The sequence below is a fragment of the Pseudoduganella sp. GW821-FHT11H04 genome, assembly GCF_058807935.1.
Genome location: NZ_JBXARE010000008.1, coordinates 246,045 through 263,825 on the forward strand (window position 1 = coordinate 246,045; position 17,781 = coordinate 263,825).

Sequence of the window (17,781 nt, forward strand, 5' to 3'; positions counted from 1 at the left end):
CAACGTGAAATTGCAACTTAAACCGCTGGCCGCGATGCTGGCGGCGATTGGCTTCGCCTGCCCGGCGCATGCGGACCACGTGGTGACCATCAAAGGCGGCCGCCCGACTTCCTTGCCGACGCAGATCCCGGCCACCATCGAAGGCATTACCGGCGCCCAGGTGGAAGACCGCATCAACGCTTTCGACAGCGAAGATGCGCTGAAATACCTGCCGAGCCTGAACGTGCGCAAGCGCTTCATCGGCGATTACGACCACGCGGTGCTGGCCAGCCGCGCTTCGGGCACGGGCAATAGTGCGCGTTCGCTGGTGTATGCGGACGGCATCTTGCTGTCCAACCCGCTGGGCAATGGCGCAACCTATACGCCGCGTTGGGGCATGGTGACGCCTGAGGAAATCGAACGCGTCGATGTGTTGTATGGGCCATTTTCCGCAGCGTATGCCGGCAATTCGGTCGGCGCCGTGGTGGACTACCAAACGCGCATGCCGAGCAAGCTGGAGGCGCATGCCAAGCTGTCGTGGGTCGGACAGGGCTTCGACCAGTATGCGAGCCATTCGCGCCATACCGGCCGCCAGTTCAGCGCTTCGCTGGGCGACCGCGCTGGTGCGCTGTCGTGGTGGTTCGACCTGTCGCGACTGGACAGCAACGGCCAGCCGATTGCCTTCGCCAACAAACTGCTCTCCGCCGGCGTGACTGCAAAGCCGGGCGAGGCGACCGGAGTGCCGGTGACCGGCGCAGTGGCCGACCATAATCCGGCGGGCAAGGATTGGTACATCCTGGGCAGCACGAACCAGGTGAATACTGTGCAGGACCACGCCAAGGCGAAGCTGGCTTACGACATCTCGCCGACGCTGCGCGCCAGCTATACGCTTGGCTGGTGGCAGAACGATGCGGTGCGCAATGTCGAATCCTATTTACGCGATGCTTCCGGCAATTCCGTGACGAGCGGCGCTATCAATATCGGCGGCAAGCGCTTTACCTTGCTGCCTTCGGATTTTGCCGGCGCTCGCTCGGACCTTGAGCACGTGATGCATGGCCTGTCGCTGAAGACGCACGGTCGCGAGAGCTTCAATTGGGAAATCGCAGGCAGCGTCTACGATTATTCGCGCGACGTGGCGCGCGTGCCGACCGGAGGCGGGCGGGGTAACCTGACCGATATGGGCGGCAGTGGCTGGAATACGCTGGCGCTGCGCGGCAATTGGCGTGCTGGCGCGGCGCACCAGGTGGAGTTCGGCGCCCAGCGCGAGAACGCTCAACTGCGGACGCATGTGACCAGCGTAGCCGATTGGGTTGCGGGCGAGGGCGGCACGCACGTGTCTACATTCAACGGCAATACACGCCTGGAGAGCCTGTATGCGCAGGATACCTGGCGCCTGTCCCAGGAGTGGAAGGCCACGCTGGGCCTGCGTCATGAAACCTGGCGTGCGTACGGCGGTGAAATTTCCTCCGCAGCGAACAAGCTGCTGCCGTTCAGCGACCGCCGCGAGCAAGCGTGGTCACCGAAGGCCGCGCTGGCGTGGCGTGCCGACGATGCCTGGATGCTGAAGGCCTCGGCTGGCCGCGCGGTGCGTAATCCAACGGCGGCGGAGTTGTTCCAAGGCTCGATCGTCGACGACAAGATCATCAACACTGATCCGAACTTGCGTGCCGAGAAGTCGTGGACCAGCGAACTGACGGCGGAGCATATGACTGCGAAAGGCAGCGTGCGCGCTACAGTGTTCGGCGAGAGTACTCGCAACGCACTGTATTCGCAGCCGCTGACCGCGACCGTGAACACAGTGCAGAACGTCGGCAAGATTCGCACGCGAGGTCTGGAATTGTCGCAGCAGACGGATGACGTGCTGACGCATGGACTGTCCTTGCAAAGCAGCCTGACTTATGCGGACTCCAGGATCGTGTCGAACGACGCCATGCCTTCCAGCGTCGGCAAGCGTCAGCCGCGTGTGCCGAAATGGCGCGCGAATGCCTTGGCGTCATACCACGTTGGCGAGCACTGGACGGGCACGTTCGGCGTGCGTTACAGCGGAAAGCAATACGGCACGCTCGATAACAGCGATCCGAATGGCTCGACGTATATGGGCGTATCGGATTACCTGGTCGCCGACGTCCGCCTGCGTTACCGCTTCAACCGCCAATGGACCGCATCGGTCGGCATCGACAACTTGAACAACGAGAAGTACTGGGCCTTCCACCCCTACGCCCAGCGCACCGTCAGCGCCGACCTCAAGTTCGATCTCTAACGTAAGCTCCCTCAAACGCCCCGCTAGCCGGGGCGTTTTCCTTTGCGCTGCGCCAAAGCGCTCTCGCCCCAGCTTCTTAAAATCGAAGCATGCCAACCCAACACGATTCTGCATTCAAGCGCATGTTTGGCCATCCTGAACTGGTGCGTGCTCTGCTTGGATTGGTACCGAATTGCCCTGCGGGAGCGGCCGAGGGATTCGATCGGTTGAACTGCAGCTTTGTCAGCAATTCAGAGCGCCAGCGTATTGCAGACATGGTCTGGCGAGTTTATGGCAAGGATTTCTTGTTCTATTTATTGCTGGAATTTCAGTCCACGGTTGATCCGCAAATGAACCAACGGATAAATGTCTACACAGGCCTTTTATCCCAAGAGCTTTGTACGCAGCATAAATTGTCGGAACTTTTGAATCTTTTGCCGGTCGTAGTGTATTCGGGGCGCCGAAAATGGCGCAGGACCCAAGTGCAGGGGCCTGAATGGTTGAAACCGTTGATGCCAGGCGAGGTGTTTTTCTTGATTGATGAAGAATCTGCTGTTGATTCCATTGTTGGGGACGTTATTCGCCTGGCCCGCGCCGCCTCGTTAGCAGAAGTGATTCGATCGCAGGAAGCGCTGCTTGACTGGTCATTGGCGAGCGAAGAACTCCGTAAGGATGTGTTACAGATCGCCAGTGAACGGCTTGCAAAATTTGGCGTCGAACAGGAGGTCATCATGAGTGAAAGTGCTGAGATGAAAACGCGACCGACGTTTTCCGAAGAGGAGCGTGAATTGATTCACAAGTTCATCATGTCAACTTATTTGGTTTGGAAGGACGACCCCAGGGTACAACTGATAGTCAAGGAGTTGGCGGAGGCGAGGCGGAAAGGCGAGGCGGAGGGGTTGCAAGCGGGGCGGCAAGCAGGGCTGCAAGAAGGGCTGAAAGAAGGGCTACAAGAAGGGCTACAAGAAGGGCTGCAAGAAGGGCTGCAAGAAGGGCTGCAAGAAGGTCGCATTGACGCACTCAGGGAGGTGCTCAACAAAGCAAGTGACCACTACAAGTTAGAGCAAGGTGCAACCGAGAAGATAGCAAATGCAAACGTTAGCCAGCTTGAAATTTGGCTAGATAAGCTGATTGCCGGCGAAAAGCTGAACGAAATGCTTAAGGAAGATGGCCCGTGAAGCCGAAGCGACACGGGCCGGAGGAAGACTTGGTTCAGTTCGGTGCGCCTGCCAGGCGTTTGACGTTGCCGGAGCCCATAACGTTCTTGGTCACCTGCGGGTCGCCGTAATAGCTGACATCACCCGAGCCGGCCACACTGACGGTCAGCGCCTGCTTGGCCCACACCACCGCCTGGCCCGAGCCGCCGATGCTGACCGCTGCTTCGCGGGTTGCCAACTGGCCGGTGCTGACCTTGCCGGAGCCGCCGATCGATACCTTCAGCTTGTCGGTCGATCCGGTCGCTTTCAGGTTGCCGCTGCCGCCCAGGGAGACCGAAACGGACTGGCCTTCGATATTGCGCAGGTTAATGGAGCCCGAGCCGCCGACGTCGAAGGACAGTTGGCTGCCGCGCAACCCCTCCGCATCAACTGAGCCGGAACCGCCGACGGCAATACGCTCAAGCTTCTTGGCCGTGACGACCACTTTCAGGTGCTTGGTATCCAGTTGCAGGTTGCGGCGGGCAGGGCGGATTTTCAGGGTGCCTTCTTCCACCACGGTTTCGATCAGGGGCAGGATATTATCATCCGACTCGATGGAGACGCTCTCGGTGCTGCCGATGCGGACTTCCACCGCGCCCGGCAAGCCCAGGCCGAGGGCGTTGAAGTTGGATACTTCGCGTGCCTGCTTGATGATATTGCCACTGCCCTGCACCCGCTCGCCGGCGAACCAGCCCAGCGGCGAAGCGGAAACCATCGCGACTGGGGCGGCGGCAGCAAATACGGAAGCGGCGATCAGGGCGTTGCGCACTGCAGCAGACATTTTCATCGTGTTCTCCTATTTGAATCATTTTTCGATGGTTGAATCGTACCCATCGCGCCGTCAACGCGCCCGCGCTAAGCGACAGGATGCTCCCACGGGGGAACAGAATGCAAATCCCGGGGGCTGGACGCTGGTCCTGTATCATCTCGCCTATGCTTACAATCATCATCAAACAGGGCAAGGAGCAGTCCATCCTTGCCGGCGACCCCTATATTTACCTGTCCGCCGTCGAGCGCGTGGACGGGCGTCCTGCGGAGAAAAACAAGCCTGGCGCAACCGCGACAGTGGTCACTTCCTCCCGCAAATTCCTGGCGCGCGCCGCTTATAACGCCAAATCGCAGATTGCCGCCCGCGTCTGGACCCTGCGCGAAGACGAGCCGATCGACCACGCCATGGTGAAACGCCGCGTGCGTGCCGCCATTTCGCGCCGCATGCATTCCCTGCAATCGGCCCGTCCGGATGAACTGGTGACCATCGTCACCGGCGACGAGGACGGCTTATCCGGCCTGCTGGTGCAAAGCTACGGTGGCAAAGACGGCTACCTGGTGTGCCAGTTCCAGTCCGCTGCGGTGGAAGCCTGGAAAATCGGCATTGTGCAGGCACTGATCGCCGAAACCGGTTGCCAGAATGTTTATGAACGGGCCGATAAGCTGATTCGTGAAGGCGAGGGCCTGCACGTGAAATCCCGCGTACTGGCGGGTGAAGAGCCTCCTCAGCGCCTGACGGTTACCGAGCGCGGCCGCAGTTTCCCCTACGATATCCGCACTGGATTTGAATATCCGAAATAAATGTTGTTCACCAGCCACTTACCTTCCCTATGGCAATGAAATAGAATCATGCGAACCCAATGGAGAGCACAGGCAATATGGAAACCTCGCAAATTCGCACCCTGACGTATATCGAGAACGAAGACCACCCGGTCTTTGGCACCCTCGTCGAGCAAATCCTGCACCTGCTGAACTCCAAACTGGTCTTTTCCGACATCCTGATCCACCAGAACAGCCCTTTGCTGCTGCGCCAGCCAAAGGGCCTGGTGGCTGTGACCGATTCGCCGATTACGCGCGAAGAACTGGAAGAATTCTTTGAAGTGGTCGAGCCGAACTGGCGCGAACGCATCCAGGACCGCGCCTTCGACCGCGCGATCGACCTGCACACCGCCCGCATCCGCGCCAACTGCTTCAGCTTCCAGGGCAAGAAACGCCTGGGCTGCGTGATCCGCCGCTTCCCGAAAGAGCCGTTGGTGCTGTCGAGCCTGGGCCTGCGCCCGGCGGAAGAGAAGTTTGCACAACTGTCCAGCGGCCTGGTGCTGATCATTGGCGACACCTGCCAAGGCAAGTCGACCACCATCGCCTCCATGCTGGACGACATCAACAAGAACCGTTCCGGCCACATCATCACTATCGAAGACCCGGTCGAGACCCTGATCCCACAGCGCAAATGCGTGATCACCCAGCGTGAAGTAGGCTTCGACGGCGACGTTGAAACCTTCGACCTAGGCGCCAAGGACGCGCTGCGCGAACGTCCGGACGTGATCGTGATCGGCGAGATCCGCGATGCCGAAACCGCCCATGAAGCGCTGGCGCTGGCCGAATCCGGTCCGCTGGTGCTGGCTTCCTTGCACGCCCGCTCGACCGAGCTCGGCCTGCAAAAGATGATCCGCCTGCTGGGCAATACCGAACCGCAGCGCCAGGCCTTGGCGCACGCCCTGCGCGGCGTATTGTGCCAGGCCCTGATGCCGGCGCTGGACGGCGACCGCTACTACCTCGCCACCGAAAGCCTGACCGTCAACCCGGAAGTAGCCGCCGTCATCGAAAGCGGCAGCGTAGCCGAGTTGCGCAACGTCATGGAACGCAAAGCCGCCCCAGGTTGTTACACCATGAACGAATGCCTGCGCAAGCTGCTGGCCGAGAAAAAAGTCAGCATCGAAGACGCCCGCCACGCCACCACCGACCGCCTCGGCTTCGCCGACATGCTGTAATCCCACAGCCGAGCCTGTGTCACACCTTGGGGTCACACCCCGAATGTGACACGGCCTCGACCGTAACACGCTTGGGCTCGTGTCACACTTAGGGTGTGACCCCATGGTGTGACACGGGCTGATCCGTAGTTATTCCAATGGGACGTTGCGGAGGCGGTTGACAGTCTGGCTTTCCACTGGTGGGGCGTTGTTGTCCCATGCTCCTCGCAGGTAGGACACTACTTGCGCTACTTCTACATCATTCAGTGAGTGACTGAACGGCGGCATGCCGTATGGGCGCAGGTTGCCTGCTGTGCCGGGGGCGAAGCCTCCGTTTAAGACGATGCGGATCGGGTTGACTGCTTCGTCCATCGTCAGGGCTCGGTTGCCGTTCAGCGGCGGGTAGTGCGGGGCGATGCCTTCGCCTTTTTCGCCGTGGCAGTCCATGCATTGGCTGCGGTAGATCTTTTCGCCGACGGCCAGCCAGGCGGCTGCTTCCGGTTCTTCGGAGCGTTTGTACGGGGCGCGCTTGCCGCTGTCGTTCGGAAGCGATTTCAGATACACGGCCATGGCGCGGGCGTCTTCGTCGCTCAAGTGCTGCAGGCTTTCGCGTACCACTTCCGCCATCGGTCCGAACACGGTGGCGCGTTGTGAGATGCCGGTTTTCAGCAAATCGGTAATGTCTTTCATGTCCCATCCACCGAGGCCTGCTTCGCGGTCGGAGGTGAGCGAGGGGGCGTACCACCCCAGCACAGGAATCAGGCCGCCGGACAGGCTGTTGTCGCTGGCGCCGAGTGCATTGCGTTCACTGTGGCAGGCGATGCAGTGGCCGGGGCCTTGCACCAGGTAGGCGCCGCGGTTCCATTCCGCGGATTTGCTGGTGTCTGGCGTGTACACGGCGGGTTTGAAGTAGAGCGCGCGCCATACGGCGAGCATGGTTTGCTGGTTATATGGGAAGCGCAGGGTGTGCGGCTGGCTGGCCTGCTTCACTGGCGTGATGGTCTGGAAGTAGGCGTACATCGCGTCGGAATCGTCGCGCGTCATCGCTGTGTAATTCGTGTACGGGAAGGCCGGATAGAGCAGGCGGCCATCCTTGGCTTTGCCGTTGTGCAGGGCGTTCCAGAAGTCGTCGGCAGTCCAGTTGCCGATGTCGGTTTCCTTGTCGGCGGTGATGTTTGGCGAGACCACGTTGCCGAACGGTGTTTGCAGGGCGCGGCCGCCGGCGAAGGCGGCGCCGTCGCGCGTGGTGTGGCAGGCCATGCAGTCGGCTGCCTTGGCCAGGTAGGCGCCGCGTGCGATCTTTTCGGCGGCCGGCATGTTTTGCGAGGCGGCGCTTGGCGCCGGGCCGGTGTCGTGCTTGGGCCAGATGAAGCCGACGGCTGCAACGATCAGCAGCAGCGGCACGGCGATGGCGATTTTGGCGTTGCGGTTCATTGTTCGTTCTTCTGTTTGGGGATGCCGCCGCATTCCATCGGCAGTGGCTTGGGCAGGGAGGCGGCCGGGCGCATGTTGGCATCTGCCGGTTGCGCTGCGAGCCAGCCGGAGACCGCGGCGACGTCGGCTTCACTCAGGCGGTTTGCCACGTCGGCCATGCAGTCGGGCGCGTGCGCCTTGCGCTTCTTGTTGCGCCATGTGCCGAATTGCGCGTTGATGTAGTCGCGCGGCAGGCCAATCAGTCCGGGGATGGCAGGATCCACGCCGGTCATGGTGTCGCCATGGCAGGATATGCAGGCGGGCACTTTGCGCGATGGGTCGCCTTGGTGCACAAGCACGCGGCCTCGTTCAATCATTTGCGCCGTGGCGCTGCTAGGCGCCGGCGGCGGATAGGGGGCGTGCTGTTCGGAGAAGTATTGTGCGATCTCGCGCAGGTAGGCGTCAGGCAGTTGTTCGACCATATAGGTCATCATCGGGTACTGGCGCCTTCCTTCCTTGAAGTTCAACAGCTGGTTGTACAGGTAGCCGGCAGGCTTGCCGGCGATGCGGGGGAAGAAGGCGTCGCCTTGTTCATTGGCTTTGTGGCAGGCGACGCAGGCGGCGACGCGCTGCTCAATGGTGTCTTTCAACTGGCCTGGGGCGGCCGCCAGTACGGGGCCTGCCAGCAGCAGGGCGCCAAGCGGCAAAATGCGTGAGAGAATTCGCATGATGAATCCGTTTTTCTTGTGGTGCGTTAAGGATACGCCTGCAAGGCCAAGAATAACAGGCTCAGAATAGCCATGGAACGAGGGTATCAGATTGAAGCTGTATGAAGCGCTGGCCGACGAGCTGGCAGGCTTGATGGCGGCTGGCGTGTTGCGGCCGGGCGAGAAGCTGCCCTCCGTGCGCCAGCAGCAGGAGCGGCGCGGCGTGAGTCCGTCCACGGTGTTCCAGGCTTACTACCAGCTGGAGGCGCGCGGCTTGATCGAGTCGCGTCCTCGTTCGGGCTATTACGTGGCTGCGCGGCGCGTTGTGGCGACGCCGGAGCCTGAGGTGTCGCGGCCCGATGCCGCGTCCACCATGGTCGATGTCAGCGAGCTCGTTTTCCAGGTGCTGGAAGCCAGCCGCGCGCCAGATATCGTGCCTTTTGGTTCGGCTTTCCCAAGTCCATTGCTATTCCCGCTCGATAAGCTGGGACGTGCGGTCGCTTCGAGCATGCGCCATATTGATCCCTGGAGCACGGTGGCTGACCTGTCGCCGGGGAATGCGGAATTGCGGCGGCAGATCGCTTTGCGCTATCAGCTCGATGGCGTGCAGGTGGCGCCGGACGATATCGTGATCACCAATGGCGCGCTCGAGGCGTTGAACCTTTGCCTGCAAGCGGTGGCGCGGCCGGGCGACACGGTGCTGGTTGAGTCGCCGAGTTTTTACGCGGCTTTGCAGGCGCTGGAGCGCATCGGGCTGAAGGCGGTGGAGGTGGCGACGCATCCGCGCGAGGGCATCGAGCTTGGTGCGCTTGCGGCGGCTTTAGAACAGCATAAACCGCGTGCCTGCTGGCTGATGACGAGCTTCCAGAATCCTCTCGGTAGCCTGATGCCGCCTGAGAAAAAGCAGGCGTTGGTCGATTTGCTGGCGGCGCATGAGGTGCCGTTGATTGAAGACGATGTGTATGGCGAGCTGTATTTCGGTGCGCTGCGGCCGGCGTTGGCCAAGCGCTTCGATAGCAAGGGCCTGGTCATGCATTGCAGTTCGTTTTCGAAGTGCCTGGCGCCGGGGTTTCGCGTGGGCTGGGCGGCGGCGGGACGTTATTCGCGGCAGGTGGAGAGGTTGAAGCTCACTACGTCGTTGGCGGCGGCGATGCCTTCGCAACTGGCGCTGGCGGAGTATCTGGGGCAGGGCGGGTATGAGCGGCATTTGCGGCAGCTGCGCGGGGCGTTGGCGGGGCAGCAGCGGCGGATGCTGGCGGCGATCGAGGAGCATTTCCCGGCGGGGACGCGGGTGACGCAGCCGCAGGGAGGTTACTTCCTATGGGTGGTGTTGCCGGAGTCGGTGGATGCGCTGGAGTTGCACCGCCAGGCGCTGGCTCGCGGCATCAGTATCGCGCCAGGTCCGATATTCAGCGCCAAGCGCGAGTTCCGGAATTGTATTCGGCTGAATTACGGGCAGGTGTGGGATGAGGGGGCGGTGGCCGTCCTCGGCATGCTGGTTAAAGCCCAGATTTGCCGGGTTTAGGGCGCTTGGGGGGCTTGATAGGCGGCAGCACGTTGCCAATGCCGATCCAGCGACGGTACACGCGCAAGGCGACCTGCGCATCATCCGCTGCGTAAAGGATCTGCTTTTCGTTCAGGCGCGGCGTAGCCCAGTTGGTGGTGGAAATCTTCTTCGACTTGGTCAGCGTCTGGCCGAAATATTTGGCGACCGCGCTTTTTGCGCCCAGGTCATTCTTCTGCCCCGGCACGCGCAGCACCACGCCCAGGTCGACCACCTTCAGCGGCTCAATCCCCAGCTTCGCCCGCACGCGCTTGACGTCATCCGACAAGCCAAAGCCAATTTTCAGCGTCATATCCGATTCAAGGATCGCTTTGACCGCAGCCAGGTGAGGAAAGTTGTCGCCCACCTGGAACAACCAGGCTTTCCGATCATCGGCAAACTGGATCAGGTGCGGGCCGTCCGAGCTTTCGCCCTTGACGAAAGTGGGTTTGGATTCGGTGTCGAAACCGATAGCATCCGCCGCCAGCAAGGCCGCTTGCGCAGCCTCCGCATCGGCAGCGGTTTTTACAAGCCGGACGTCGGCCAGCGAGATGCCATCATACGGCGGCAGCTCGGGGACGGCTTCCGGCGCGTCGCTCATTACTTCTTGGAGAACTTGGCGGTCAGTGCCTGCAGCTTCTCCGCGCGGCGGCGGTCGGCTTCCACGGCAGCAGCGGCTTCGCGCTCGGCGGCGCGTTCGGCCTTGCGGCGTTCCATTTCTTTCTTTTGGCGCTCCGCCAGGGTTTCCTTGGCGTGCTTGCGGTGTTCGTCGGTGACTTCAGCGCCGGTGCTGCCATCCAGGTTGAAGCGCACAGTGGCTTTTTCCATCGCGCGCAGGTAGCGCTGGGAGGAAGTATGGATGCCAAGGGCGGCGCGCATCAGCTTGCGGTTAAGTTCCGGCTGGACGGCGATCAGCTGCTTGTCGATACCGATCGACAGCGGCAGGCTGTCGCGGAACGGGGCAAACTGTTGCTGCAATTGCTTGAGCAGGGCGCGTGCGGAATTTGGGGCGGCAGGTGCGGCGGCTTGGTCTTCGGCCGGCGGCTGAGGGGTAGTGCTAGTGTTCATCGACATCGTAGGTTAATCAAGAGCCGCCAGCATACCACGAGGCGACCCTTCAGAGCATTGTCTTTTGGCTCATGATGTTGTTTTGATATCGATTTAATGAGTGCAGTGCAGCACGAATGCTTGTATAATGACAGACGCACCAAATGCAGGACGGTGCGAATTCAGTTTGGTAAAGAGTTTTCGGCCGGGGCTGCGCCGCCCTGTGTAGACCAGTTCCAGGGCATGTGCCCTCTCTAATCACTGAATCATCGGAATCGAGCCCGGTCAAGCGGGCTTTTTCTTTTCCCGATCATCCCTGAAACGCCTTCGACCAAGCGCACCTTCGGGCGCGCGCAGAGAGATATTGAATGACGAAACCTAAGACCCTGACGTTGTCCGCCAAGAAATCCACTGGATCTGCCACCACCAGCGCTCCGCTGGCCGTGCCGAAAACCAGCCTTTCCTATGTGATCGACAATGCTCAAGAGGAAGCAGGCAAAGTCACGGTAGTGAAGAAGTCGCGCCGCCTGGCCTCTGTGCCGGCCGCCGAAGCGCCGGTGGAAGTGACCGACGAACCGGTCGTGAAGACCCGCGCCCGCAAGACCGCCGCTGCGAAGCCGGTGTCGCTGGCCGTTGTCGCCGAAGAGGCGCCGGCTCCTGCCCCGGCAAAGCGCGGCCGCAAGCCGAAGGCCGCTGAACCAGCGCCTGTGACCGTGACCACCGGCCCAGCCGCCGTGACCGAAGTGCGCGACGCCGCCGTGCTGGCATCGATCGATACTTCCGGCTACCTGCTGCCGCAAGTGAAGGTGCCGGGCCGCCGTGGCCGCAAGCCAAGCGAATTCACCCCAGAAAACGATGAAGTGGCGGCGCTGAACGCCGTGGAACGCGCCGAACTGAAGGCCGCGTCCAAGGCGCGCGAACGCAAGGCCAAGGGCATCGACGCTTTCGGCATGGCCGAAGGCGCCAACGCGGAGGAGCTGGAAAAGCGCCGCACCCAGTTCAAGAACCTGATCAACCTTGGCAAGGACCGCGGCTACCTGACTTACGCCGAGATCAACGACCACCTGCCGGAAAACATCGTCGATCCGGAAGCGATCGAAGGCATCATCGCGACCTTCAACGACATGGGCATCGCCGTGTACGAGCGCGCGCCGGATGCGGAAGCGCTGCTGCTGTCCGATAACGTGCCGACCGCCGCCAGCGACGACGAAGTGGAAGCCGCTGCCGCCACCGCACTGTCGACCGTCGATTCCGATTTCGGCCGTACCACCGACCCGGTCCGCATGTATATGCGTGAAATGGGCGCCGTGGCGCTGCTGACCCGCGAAGGCGAGATCGAGATCGCCAAGCGTATCGAAGGCGGCTTGCGCGACATGATCCAGGCAATTTCCGCCTGCCCGACCACCATTTCCGAGATCCTGGCCCTGGCCGAGAAGATCGAAAAAGACGAAATGAAGGTGGACGACGTGGTGGACGGCTTCGTGGACCTGAACGAAGACGCGCCGACTCCGGCGCCAGTCAAGGTTCCTGCCGCCGCTTCCGATGATGATGAAGACGAAGAAGACCTGGACGAAGAGGAAGAAGACGGCGACGTCAACGGCGGCGCCGCCGGCTATTCGACCGAGCAGCTGGCGCAGCTGAAAGATGACGCGCTGGCCAAGTTCGCCCTGATCTCGACCCAGTTCGACAAGATGCGCAAGGCCGCCTACGGCAATGCCGCTTACCTGAAGGCGCAGGACATCATCTCCAACGAGCTGCTGGGCATCCGCTTCACCGCGAAAGTGGTTGAAAAGCTGTGCGACACCCTGCGCGGCCAGATGGAGCAAGTGCGTTCGATCGAGCGCGCTGTGCTGGAACTGTGCGTGAACCGCTGCGGCATGCCGCGCGCCCACTTCATCAAGGTCTTCCCGGGCAACGAAACCAACCTGGATTGGGTGGACGGCGAAGTGTCGGCCGGTTATCCGTACAGCGCGGTGCTGGGCCGTAACGTCCCGGCCATCAAGGAACTGCAGAACAAGATGATCGACCTGCAGGAGCGCGTGGCGCTGCCGCTGGCCGACCTGCGCAAGATCAACAAGCAGATGGCTGCCGGCGAAAAGCGCGCGCGTACCGCGAAGCGCGAAATGACCGTGGCCAACCTGCGTCTGGTGATCTCGATCGCGAAGAAGTACATCAACCGCGGCCTGCAGTTCCTGGACCTGATCCAGGAAGGCAATATCGGCCTGCTGAAGGCGGTGGACAAGTTCGAATACCGTCGCGGCTACAAGTTCTCGACCTATGCGACCTGGTGGATCCGCCAGGCGATCACCCGTTCCATCGCGGACATGGCCCGTACCATCCGCGTGCCGGTGCACATGATCGAGACCATCAACAAGATGAACCGCATCTCGCGCCAGATCATGCAGGAAACCGGTTCCGAGCCGGATATGGCAACCCTGGCGCAAAAGATGGAAATGCCGGAGTCCAAAGTCCGCGAGATCATGAAGATCGCCAAAGAGCCGATTTCCATGGAAACCCCGATGGGCGAGGACGGCGATTCCCAACTGGGCGACTTCATCGAAGACAACACCACGCTGGCGCCGCTGGACGCTGCGCTGCACGCTTCGATGCGCAACGTGATCAAGGAAGTGCTGGACTCCCTGACCCCGCGCGAAGCCAAGGTGCTGCGCATGCGTTACGGCGTCGAGATGTCGAACGACCACACCCTGGAAGAAGTGGGCAAGCAGTTCGACGTGACCCGCGAACGTATCCGCCAGATCGAAGCCAAGGCAATGAGCAAGCTGCGCCAGCCTTCGCGTTCGGACAAGCTGAAAACGTTCCTGACGGAGAAGTAAATAAAGGGGGCGTACCCCTTTTCTTAAAGGGCTGTGCGAAGGGGGACGTACCTGAAAAAGGGGTACGTCCCCTTTTTTCTTTTATGCGATGGATAGCATCAGGCGTTTGCTGAAATCGATCCCTTCGCGCAGGTGTTCGCGGATTTTGTAGAGGAAGTACGTGGCCAATACCGCGAGCAGGGCGTAGGTCATCATGTCCACTGGTGCTGGCCAGCCGATCGATTCCAGCTTGTTGTGGGCAACGCGGGCGGCGCGCATTTGCTTGGCCATGCTGCCGGCGCCGATGATCTGGCCGTCGTCGGTAATGCGCCGGGCGAGGTCGAAGCGGCCGAAGTTGTCGCGCACTTGCATCTGGCCCTTGCTGTACACGAAGGCGAGGGGGGCGTCGCGGCCCCAGACGCGGACGTTGCCGACGATGTCGCCATTGTTGTTGATGGCGGTGGCGAAGCTGTTCCCGCGGTTCATCATGACGCCAAGATCCACCGTTCGTACGCCGTCGTAGCTGAAGGCGTGCCAGCTGCGGTCGGGCATTTGCATGGTGCCGACTACGACGCCGTGGTCGTTGACGGCCATGGCAACGCTGTGGCGGTCGCCGACGTCCGGGATCTCGATCTTGCCGATGCCGGGCTTGTACATGAAGGCGCGGCGGAAGCCGTTGGCGCGGTCGGCGGCGCCCACCACGATGTCGTGGGCGTTGATGCCCAGTGCGTAGCTGTTCTTGCCGCCGAAGGTGCCCAGGTCGAGCATGGTGATGCCGGTGTCGATGAAGGCGTGGTAGGCGCCGTCATAGGTATCGGCGTGGCCGACGATGTGGCCTTGCTCATTGATCGCGGTACCGGCGCTGCTGGCGCCGCCCAGCGTGTCGAGTTCGCGCAGTCCATTGCGCTTGTCGAAACGGTAGGCGTGCCAGGTGTAGTCCGCTGCCTGGGCGGATCCGGTGACGACGCCGGCGCCGTTGATCGCGGCGGCCGTGCTTTCTTCACCGCCGAAGGTGCCGATGTCGTAGCGCTGGCCGCCCGAGCGCAGGAAGGCCTGCCGGGCGCCGTAGCCGGTGATCGATTCGAGGACAGTGTCGCCGGACTGGTTCATGTCCTTGGCGACGATGGATTCGGACATCGAGCCGCCAAACGGGCCGGCGTGGGCTGCGCCGGCGGAAAGCGCTGCCGCCAGCGCGATGACACGGAAGGCGCTGCGCATCATGCCAGCGACAGCATCTTGCTGCTGTAGTCGACACCTTTACGGATACGGTCGCGCATTTTGTACGCACCTGCCGCGGCCAGGATGGCGAGGAAGCCGAAGGTCAGCCAGTCAACTGGCGAGATGCCCCTTTTCGCAGTGTCCGATTCGACGGTGCCGGATTTCAGTTGATGGCCGGTGAAGTTGGAACCGATTACCTTGCCCTCTTCGGTGATGTCGCGCGTCACGTAAAGGCCGCCGAAGGCCGAGCGCACTTGCATCCGGCCATTCTTGTAGATGAAGGTATGCGGGGCGTCGTGGTCTTTGATTTTCACAGTGCCGACAATATCGCCATGGCTATTGATACCGTTGGCGAAGCTGGAGCCGCGGGCAATCATGGCGCCCAGGTCGATGATGCGGCCGTTCTCGTACATGAAGGCGTGCCATGCGCCGTTCGGCATCTCGGACGCGCCGACCACAATGCCGTGGTCGTTCACAGCGGTTGCTACGCTGATGCGGCCGCCCAGCGTAGGCAGTTCCATCATGCCGCTGCCCGGCTTGTACAGGAAGGCGCGGCGGTAGCCATTCGGCAGCTGCGCGGCGCCGACCACATAGCCGTCGCTGTTGATGGCGGTGGCGTAGCTGTTCTTGCCGCCCAAGGTGCCCAGGTCCAGCATCGTGATGCCGGTGTCGACGAAGGCGTGGTAATCGCCCTCTGTGGTGTCCGCATAGCCGACAATGTGGCCGGATTGATTGATTGCGGTGCCGACGCTGCTGCTGCCGCCCAGCGTGCCCAGGTCGCGAATGCCCAGGGCTTCGTCGTAGCGGAAGGCGTGCCATGCGTTGCTGGCGGTAAGTGCGCCGCCGGTGACGACGCCCTGGTTATTGATGGCGTTGGCGGTGCTGTCGCTGCCGCCCAGGGTGCCGATTTCGATATGGCGGCCTTGCGACATCAGGATGGCGCGGCGGCGGCCATCTACGTCCTTGATTTCACCGACCCATTCACCTGCTGCGTTGATGCCCGTCATCGTACTGGACTCTGTTCTTGATTCCCCCATCGGGCCTTTGGCGTGGGTGGAGGCGAAGGGCAGGGCCAGTGCGAAGGCCAGTGCAAGCGAAGCAGGTTTCATCGGCAGTCTCCGTAAATAAGAATTATTCCGAAGACTATATCTGAGAATTAGTAAAAAATATTCTCAAATTGTAATGATTAAACTTTACGTACGAACTCCGATTTCAGGCTCATGGCGCCGAAGCCTTCGATCTTGCAGTCGATATCGTGGTCGCTGTCGACCAGGCGGATGTTCTTTACTTTGGTGCCTTGCTTGATCACGCCGCCCGAGCCTTTTGGTTTCAGGTCCTTGATCACGGTGACGGTGTCTCCATCTTGCAGGATGGCGCCGACGGCGTCCTTGTAGACGCGCGCGGTTTCGCCGGCTGCTTCGGCGGCCTGTTTTGGCCACTCGTGGGCGCATTCAGGGCAAACATAGTTATCGCCGTCTTCGTAGGTATACTCGGATTGGCATTTTGGGCAGGCTGGGAAATTAGACATTGGAACTCGTATGCAGGAATTGGAAAACCCGATTTGGGCTGCGCTGACCTCCGCGCAGCAATATTTTAGCATTCAGGCAGGCCCGGCCCGGCGTTATCCGGCCGACGTGGCGCCGTTTTGTGCGGTCGCGGAGCAGGGCGTTCCCCTGTCGGCGCAAGACCTGGCCGATGTAGGCGATGGTTATTATTTTCTCGGCGCGATGCCGTCGCTGCCCGCGGGCTGGGCTTTGCAGCCGCTATCGGGTGTGCTGCAAATGGTCTACGAAGGCGGTCCAGTTGCGGCGCCCGATGCCGCCGCGATCCGCGTGCTGGCGGCCGACGATCCGGCGATGGTGGCGCTGACGAATATCGCGTTCCCGGGCTACTTCCGCCCGCGCACCGGCGAGATGGGCACGTATGCCGGCATCCACGATGAAGGCGGCAGGCTGGTGGCGCTGAGCGGGGAGCGCATGGACCTGGGCCACCTGCGCGAGGTGAGCGCTGTTTGCACCCACCCCGACTTTACGGGGCGCGGCTATGCGCGGCAGCTGATGGAATACATCATGTACGGCATGCAGCAGCAGGGCGTGCGCCCGATGCTGCACGTGGGTGCGGCCAATTCCCGCGCGCAGGGGCTGTACCGTTCGATGGGCTACGTGGCCACGCGCGAGTTGCCCCACGCGCGGCTTATTTGCCTGGGCTGATTTTGCCTATGCCTGTTGCCGATTTGTTGACGTGCTTCGGATTGCCGTAATAAGTGAAGTTGCCCATGCCCTCAACAATCAGGTTCAGGGTGTCGCTGGCATAAAGGCTGATATCGCCCATGCCGGTGAAGTTGACGTCGGCGCGTTCGGTTTTCAGGTCCTTGAGATCGGCCTGGCCAACGCCTTGTCCTTTCATGCGCAGCAGTTTGACTTTGCCGCTGGCGTACAGTGCGCCGGCGCCTTCGAAGCTGATGTCGATGCGTTCGCCGTTGATGTTGGTGACGCGCGACTCTCCGGCACCCAGCACCCGGAAGCTGGTCAGCGCCGGCACGGTGACCGTAATTTTGTCGCCTTCCTTGACGTTGATTGAGCCTTTGTCATCCTTGTCGTAGATCACACGTAGTACGCCACCTTCGACGACGGTCCGGACTTTGTTGATGTAGTCCTTATGGCCGCTCACGATAACGGACTGTGTCTTGCCGACGTCGACGTAGACGCTGATCGGGCCTTTGACATTGATACCGTAGAAGGTATCGAACTTGCGGACCTGGTCTTCAGCCAGGGCGAGGGAGGGCAGCAGCAGTGCAGCTAACAGCGTCAGGCGGAACATACGATCTCCTCATATTGGAGCGCATGATTATGACGCAAGAATGGTATTTTTGCTAAGCGGGCCCGGAA

General features: G+C 61.3%; 16 protein-coding genes. 7 read left to right on the forward strand and 9 right to left on the reverse strand.

The genetic code is table 11. The features are described 5' to 3' along the window. Positions 1–4 precede the first annotated feature (4 nt). Both AC1RTP_RS19090 and AC1RTP_RS19095 read left to right on the forward strand, forming a co-directional pair. Complete coding sequence (locus AC1RTP_RS19090) at positions 5–2,239, forward strand: TonB-dependent receptor (protein ID WP_498609496.1); 2,235 nt, start codon at positions 5–7, stop codon at positions 2,237–2,239. An 89-nt stretch (positions 2,240–2,328) separates the two neighbouring features. Further along, positions 2,329–3,396 (forward strand): Rpn family recombination-promoting nuclease/putative transposase, encoded by a 1,068-nt coding sequence (locus tag AC1RTP_RS19095; protein ID WP_498609497.1) that lies wholly within the window; start codon positions 2,329–2,331, stop codon positions 3,394–3,396. 34 nt (positions 3,397–3,430) lie between these two features. Here the strand turns inward: AC1RTP_RS19095 and AC1RTP_RS19100 are convergent, their stop codons facing one another. Continuing rightward, a complete protein-coding gene (locus tag AC1RTP_RS19100; protein WP_498609499.1) occupies positions 3,431–4,201 on the reverse strand; it encodes a head GIN domain-containing protein in 771 nt (256 codons plus the stop codon). A gap of 146 nt (positions 4,202–4,347) precedes the next feature. On the opposite strand from AC1RTP_RS19100, the gene AC1RTP_RS19105 reads away from it, so the two are divergent. Together AC1RTP_RS19105 and AC1RTP_RS19110 are read left to right on the forward strand one after the other, a co-directional pair. After that, on the forward strand, positions 4,348–4,983 hold the full coding sequence (locus AC1RTP_RS19105; RefSeq protein ID WP_498609500.1) for a class I SAM-dependent rRNA methyltransferase: 636 nt from the start codon (positions 4,348–4,350) through the stop codon (positions 4,981–4,983). 77 nt (positions 4,984–5,060) lie between these two features. Further along, positions 5,061–6,173, forward strand: a complete 1,113-nt coding sequence (locus AC1RTP_RS19110; RefSeq protein ID WP_498609502.1) for a type IV pilus twitching motility protein PilT — start codon at positions 5,061–5,063, stop codon at positions 6,171–6,173. Positions 6,174–6,302: 129 nt separating this feature from the next. Here AC1RTP_RS19110 and AC1RTP_RS19115 read toward each other — a convergent pair whose 3' ends face one another. Together AC1RTP_RS19115 and AC1RTP_RS19120 are read right to left on the reverse strand one after the other, a co-directional pair. Next, positions 6,303–7,586, reverse strand: a complete 1,284-nt coding sequence (locus AC1RTP_RS19115; protein ID WP_498609503.1) for a c-type cytochrome — start codon at positions 7,584–7,586, stop codon at positions 6,303–6,305. Then, positions 7,583–8,293 carry a c-type cytochrome gene (locus AC1RTP_RS19120; RefSeq protein WP_498609505.1) on the reverse strand — a complete coding sequence of 237 codons (711 nt, stop codon included), beginning with the start codon at positions 8,291–8,293 and terminating at the stop codon, positions 7,583–7,585. The genes AC1RTP_RS19115 and AC1RTP_RS19120 overlap by 4 nt, the downstream gene beginning before the upstream one ends. Before the next feature lie 91 nt (positions 8,294–8,384). Between AC1RTP_RS19120 and AC1RTP_RS19125 the strand changes: the two genes are divergently transcribed. Next, positions 8,385–9,797, forward strand: a complete 1,413-nt coding sequence (locus AC1RTP_RS19125) for an aminotransferase-like domain-containing protein (RefSeq protein WP_498609507.1) — start codon at positions 8,385–8,387, stop codon at positions 9,795–9,797. On the opposite strand, the gene AC1RTP_RS19130 is transcribed toward AC1RTP_RS19125, so the two are convergent. Beyond that, a complete protein-coding gene (locus tag AC1RTP_RS19130) occupies positions 9,772–10,416 on the reverse strand; it encodes a 3'-5' exonuclease (RefSeq protein WP_498609508.1) in 645 nt (214 codons plus the stop codon). The two genes, AC1RTP_RS19125 and AC1RTP_RS19130, sit on opposite strands and share 26 nt — an antisense overlap. Then, positions 10,416–10,883, reverse strand: a complete 468-nt coding sequence (locus AC1RTP_RS19135; RefSeq protein ID WP_498609510.1) for a ProQ/FINO family protein — start codon at positions 10,881–10,883, stop codon at positions 10,416–10,418. Before AC1RTP_RS19135 ends, AC1RTP_RS19130 begins: the two co-directional genes overlap by 1 nt. A gap of 347 nt (positions 10,884–11,230) precedes the next feature. On the opposite strand from AC1RTP_RS19135, the gene rpoD reads away from it, so the two are divergent. Beyond that, on the forward strand, positions 11,231–13,696 hold the full coding sequence (gene rpoD / locus AC1RTP_RS19140) for an RNA polymerase sigma factor RpoD (RefSeq protein WP_498609512.1): 2,466 nt from the start codon (positions 11,231–11,233) through the stop codon (positions 13,694–13,696). Positions 13,697–13,777: 81 nt separating this feature from the next. Here rpoD and AC1RTP_RS19145 read toward each other — a convergent pair whose 3' ends face one another. The 3 genes from AC1RTP_RS19145 to AC1RTP_RS19155 form a co-directional block, all read right to left on the reverse strand. Continuing rightward, positions 13,778–14,896: an HAF repeat-containing protein gene (locus AC1RTP_RS19145; protein ID WP_498609514.1), complete on the reverse strand. Its 1,119-nt coding sequence runs from the start codon at positions 14,894–14,896 to the stop codon at positions 13,778–13,780. Then, the gene (locus tag AC1RTP_RS19150; protein WP_498609516.1) at positions 14,893–16,002 is read right to left on the reverse strand and encodes an HAF repeat-containing protein; all 1,110 of its coding nucleotides are present in this window, start codon (positions 16,000–16,002) and stop codon (positions 14,893–14,895) included. The genes AC1RTP_RS19145 and AC1RTP_RS19150 overlap by 4 nt, the downstream gene beginning before the upstream one ends. 77 nt (positions 16,003–16,079) lie before the next feature. Beyond that, a complete protein-coding gene (locus AC1RTP_RS19155; RefSeq protein WP_498609518.1) occupies positions 16,080–16,421 on the reverse strand; it encodes a zinc ribbon domain-containing protein YjdM in 342 nt (113 codons plus the stop codon). Between the two features lie 10 nt (positions 16,422–16,431). On the opposite strand from AC1RTP_RS19155, the gene AC1RTP_RS19160 reads away from it, so the two are divergent. Beyond that, positions 16,432–17,103 carry a GNAT family N-acetyltransferase gene (locus AC1RTP_RS19160; RefSeq protein ID WP_498609520.1) on the forward strand — a complete coding sequence of 224 codons (672 nt, stop codon included), beginning with the start codon at positions 16,432–16,434 and terminating at the stop codon, positions 17,101–17,103. Here AC1RTP_RS19160 and AC1RTP_RS19165 read toward each other — a convergent pair. Next, positions 17,087–17,713: a head GIN domain-containing protein gene (locus AC1RTP_RS19165; RefSeq protein ID WP_498609522.1), complete on the reverse strand. Its 627-nt coding sequence runs from the start codon at positions 17,711–17,713 to the stop codon at positions 17,087–17,089. The genes AC1RTP_RS19160 and AC1RTP_RS19165 overlap by 17 nt on opposite strands. Positions 17,714–17,781 lie beyond the last annotated feature (68 nt).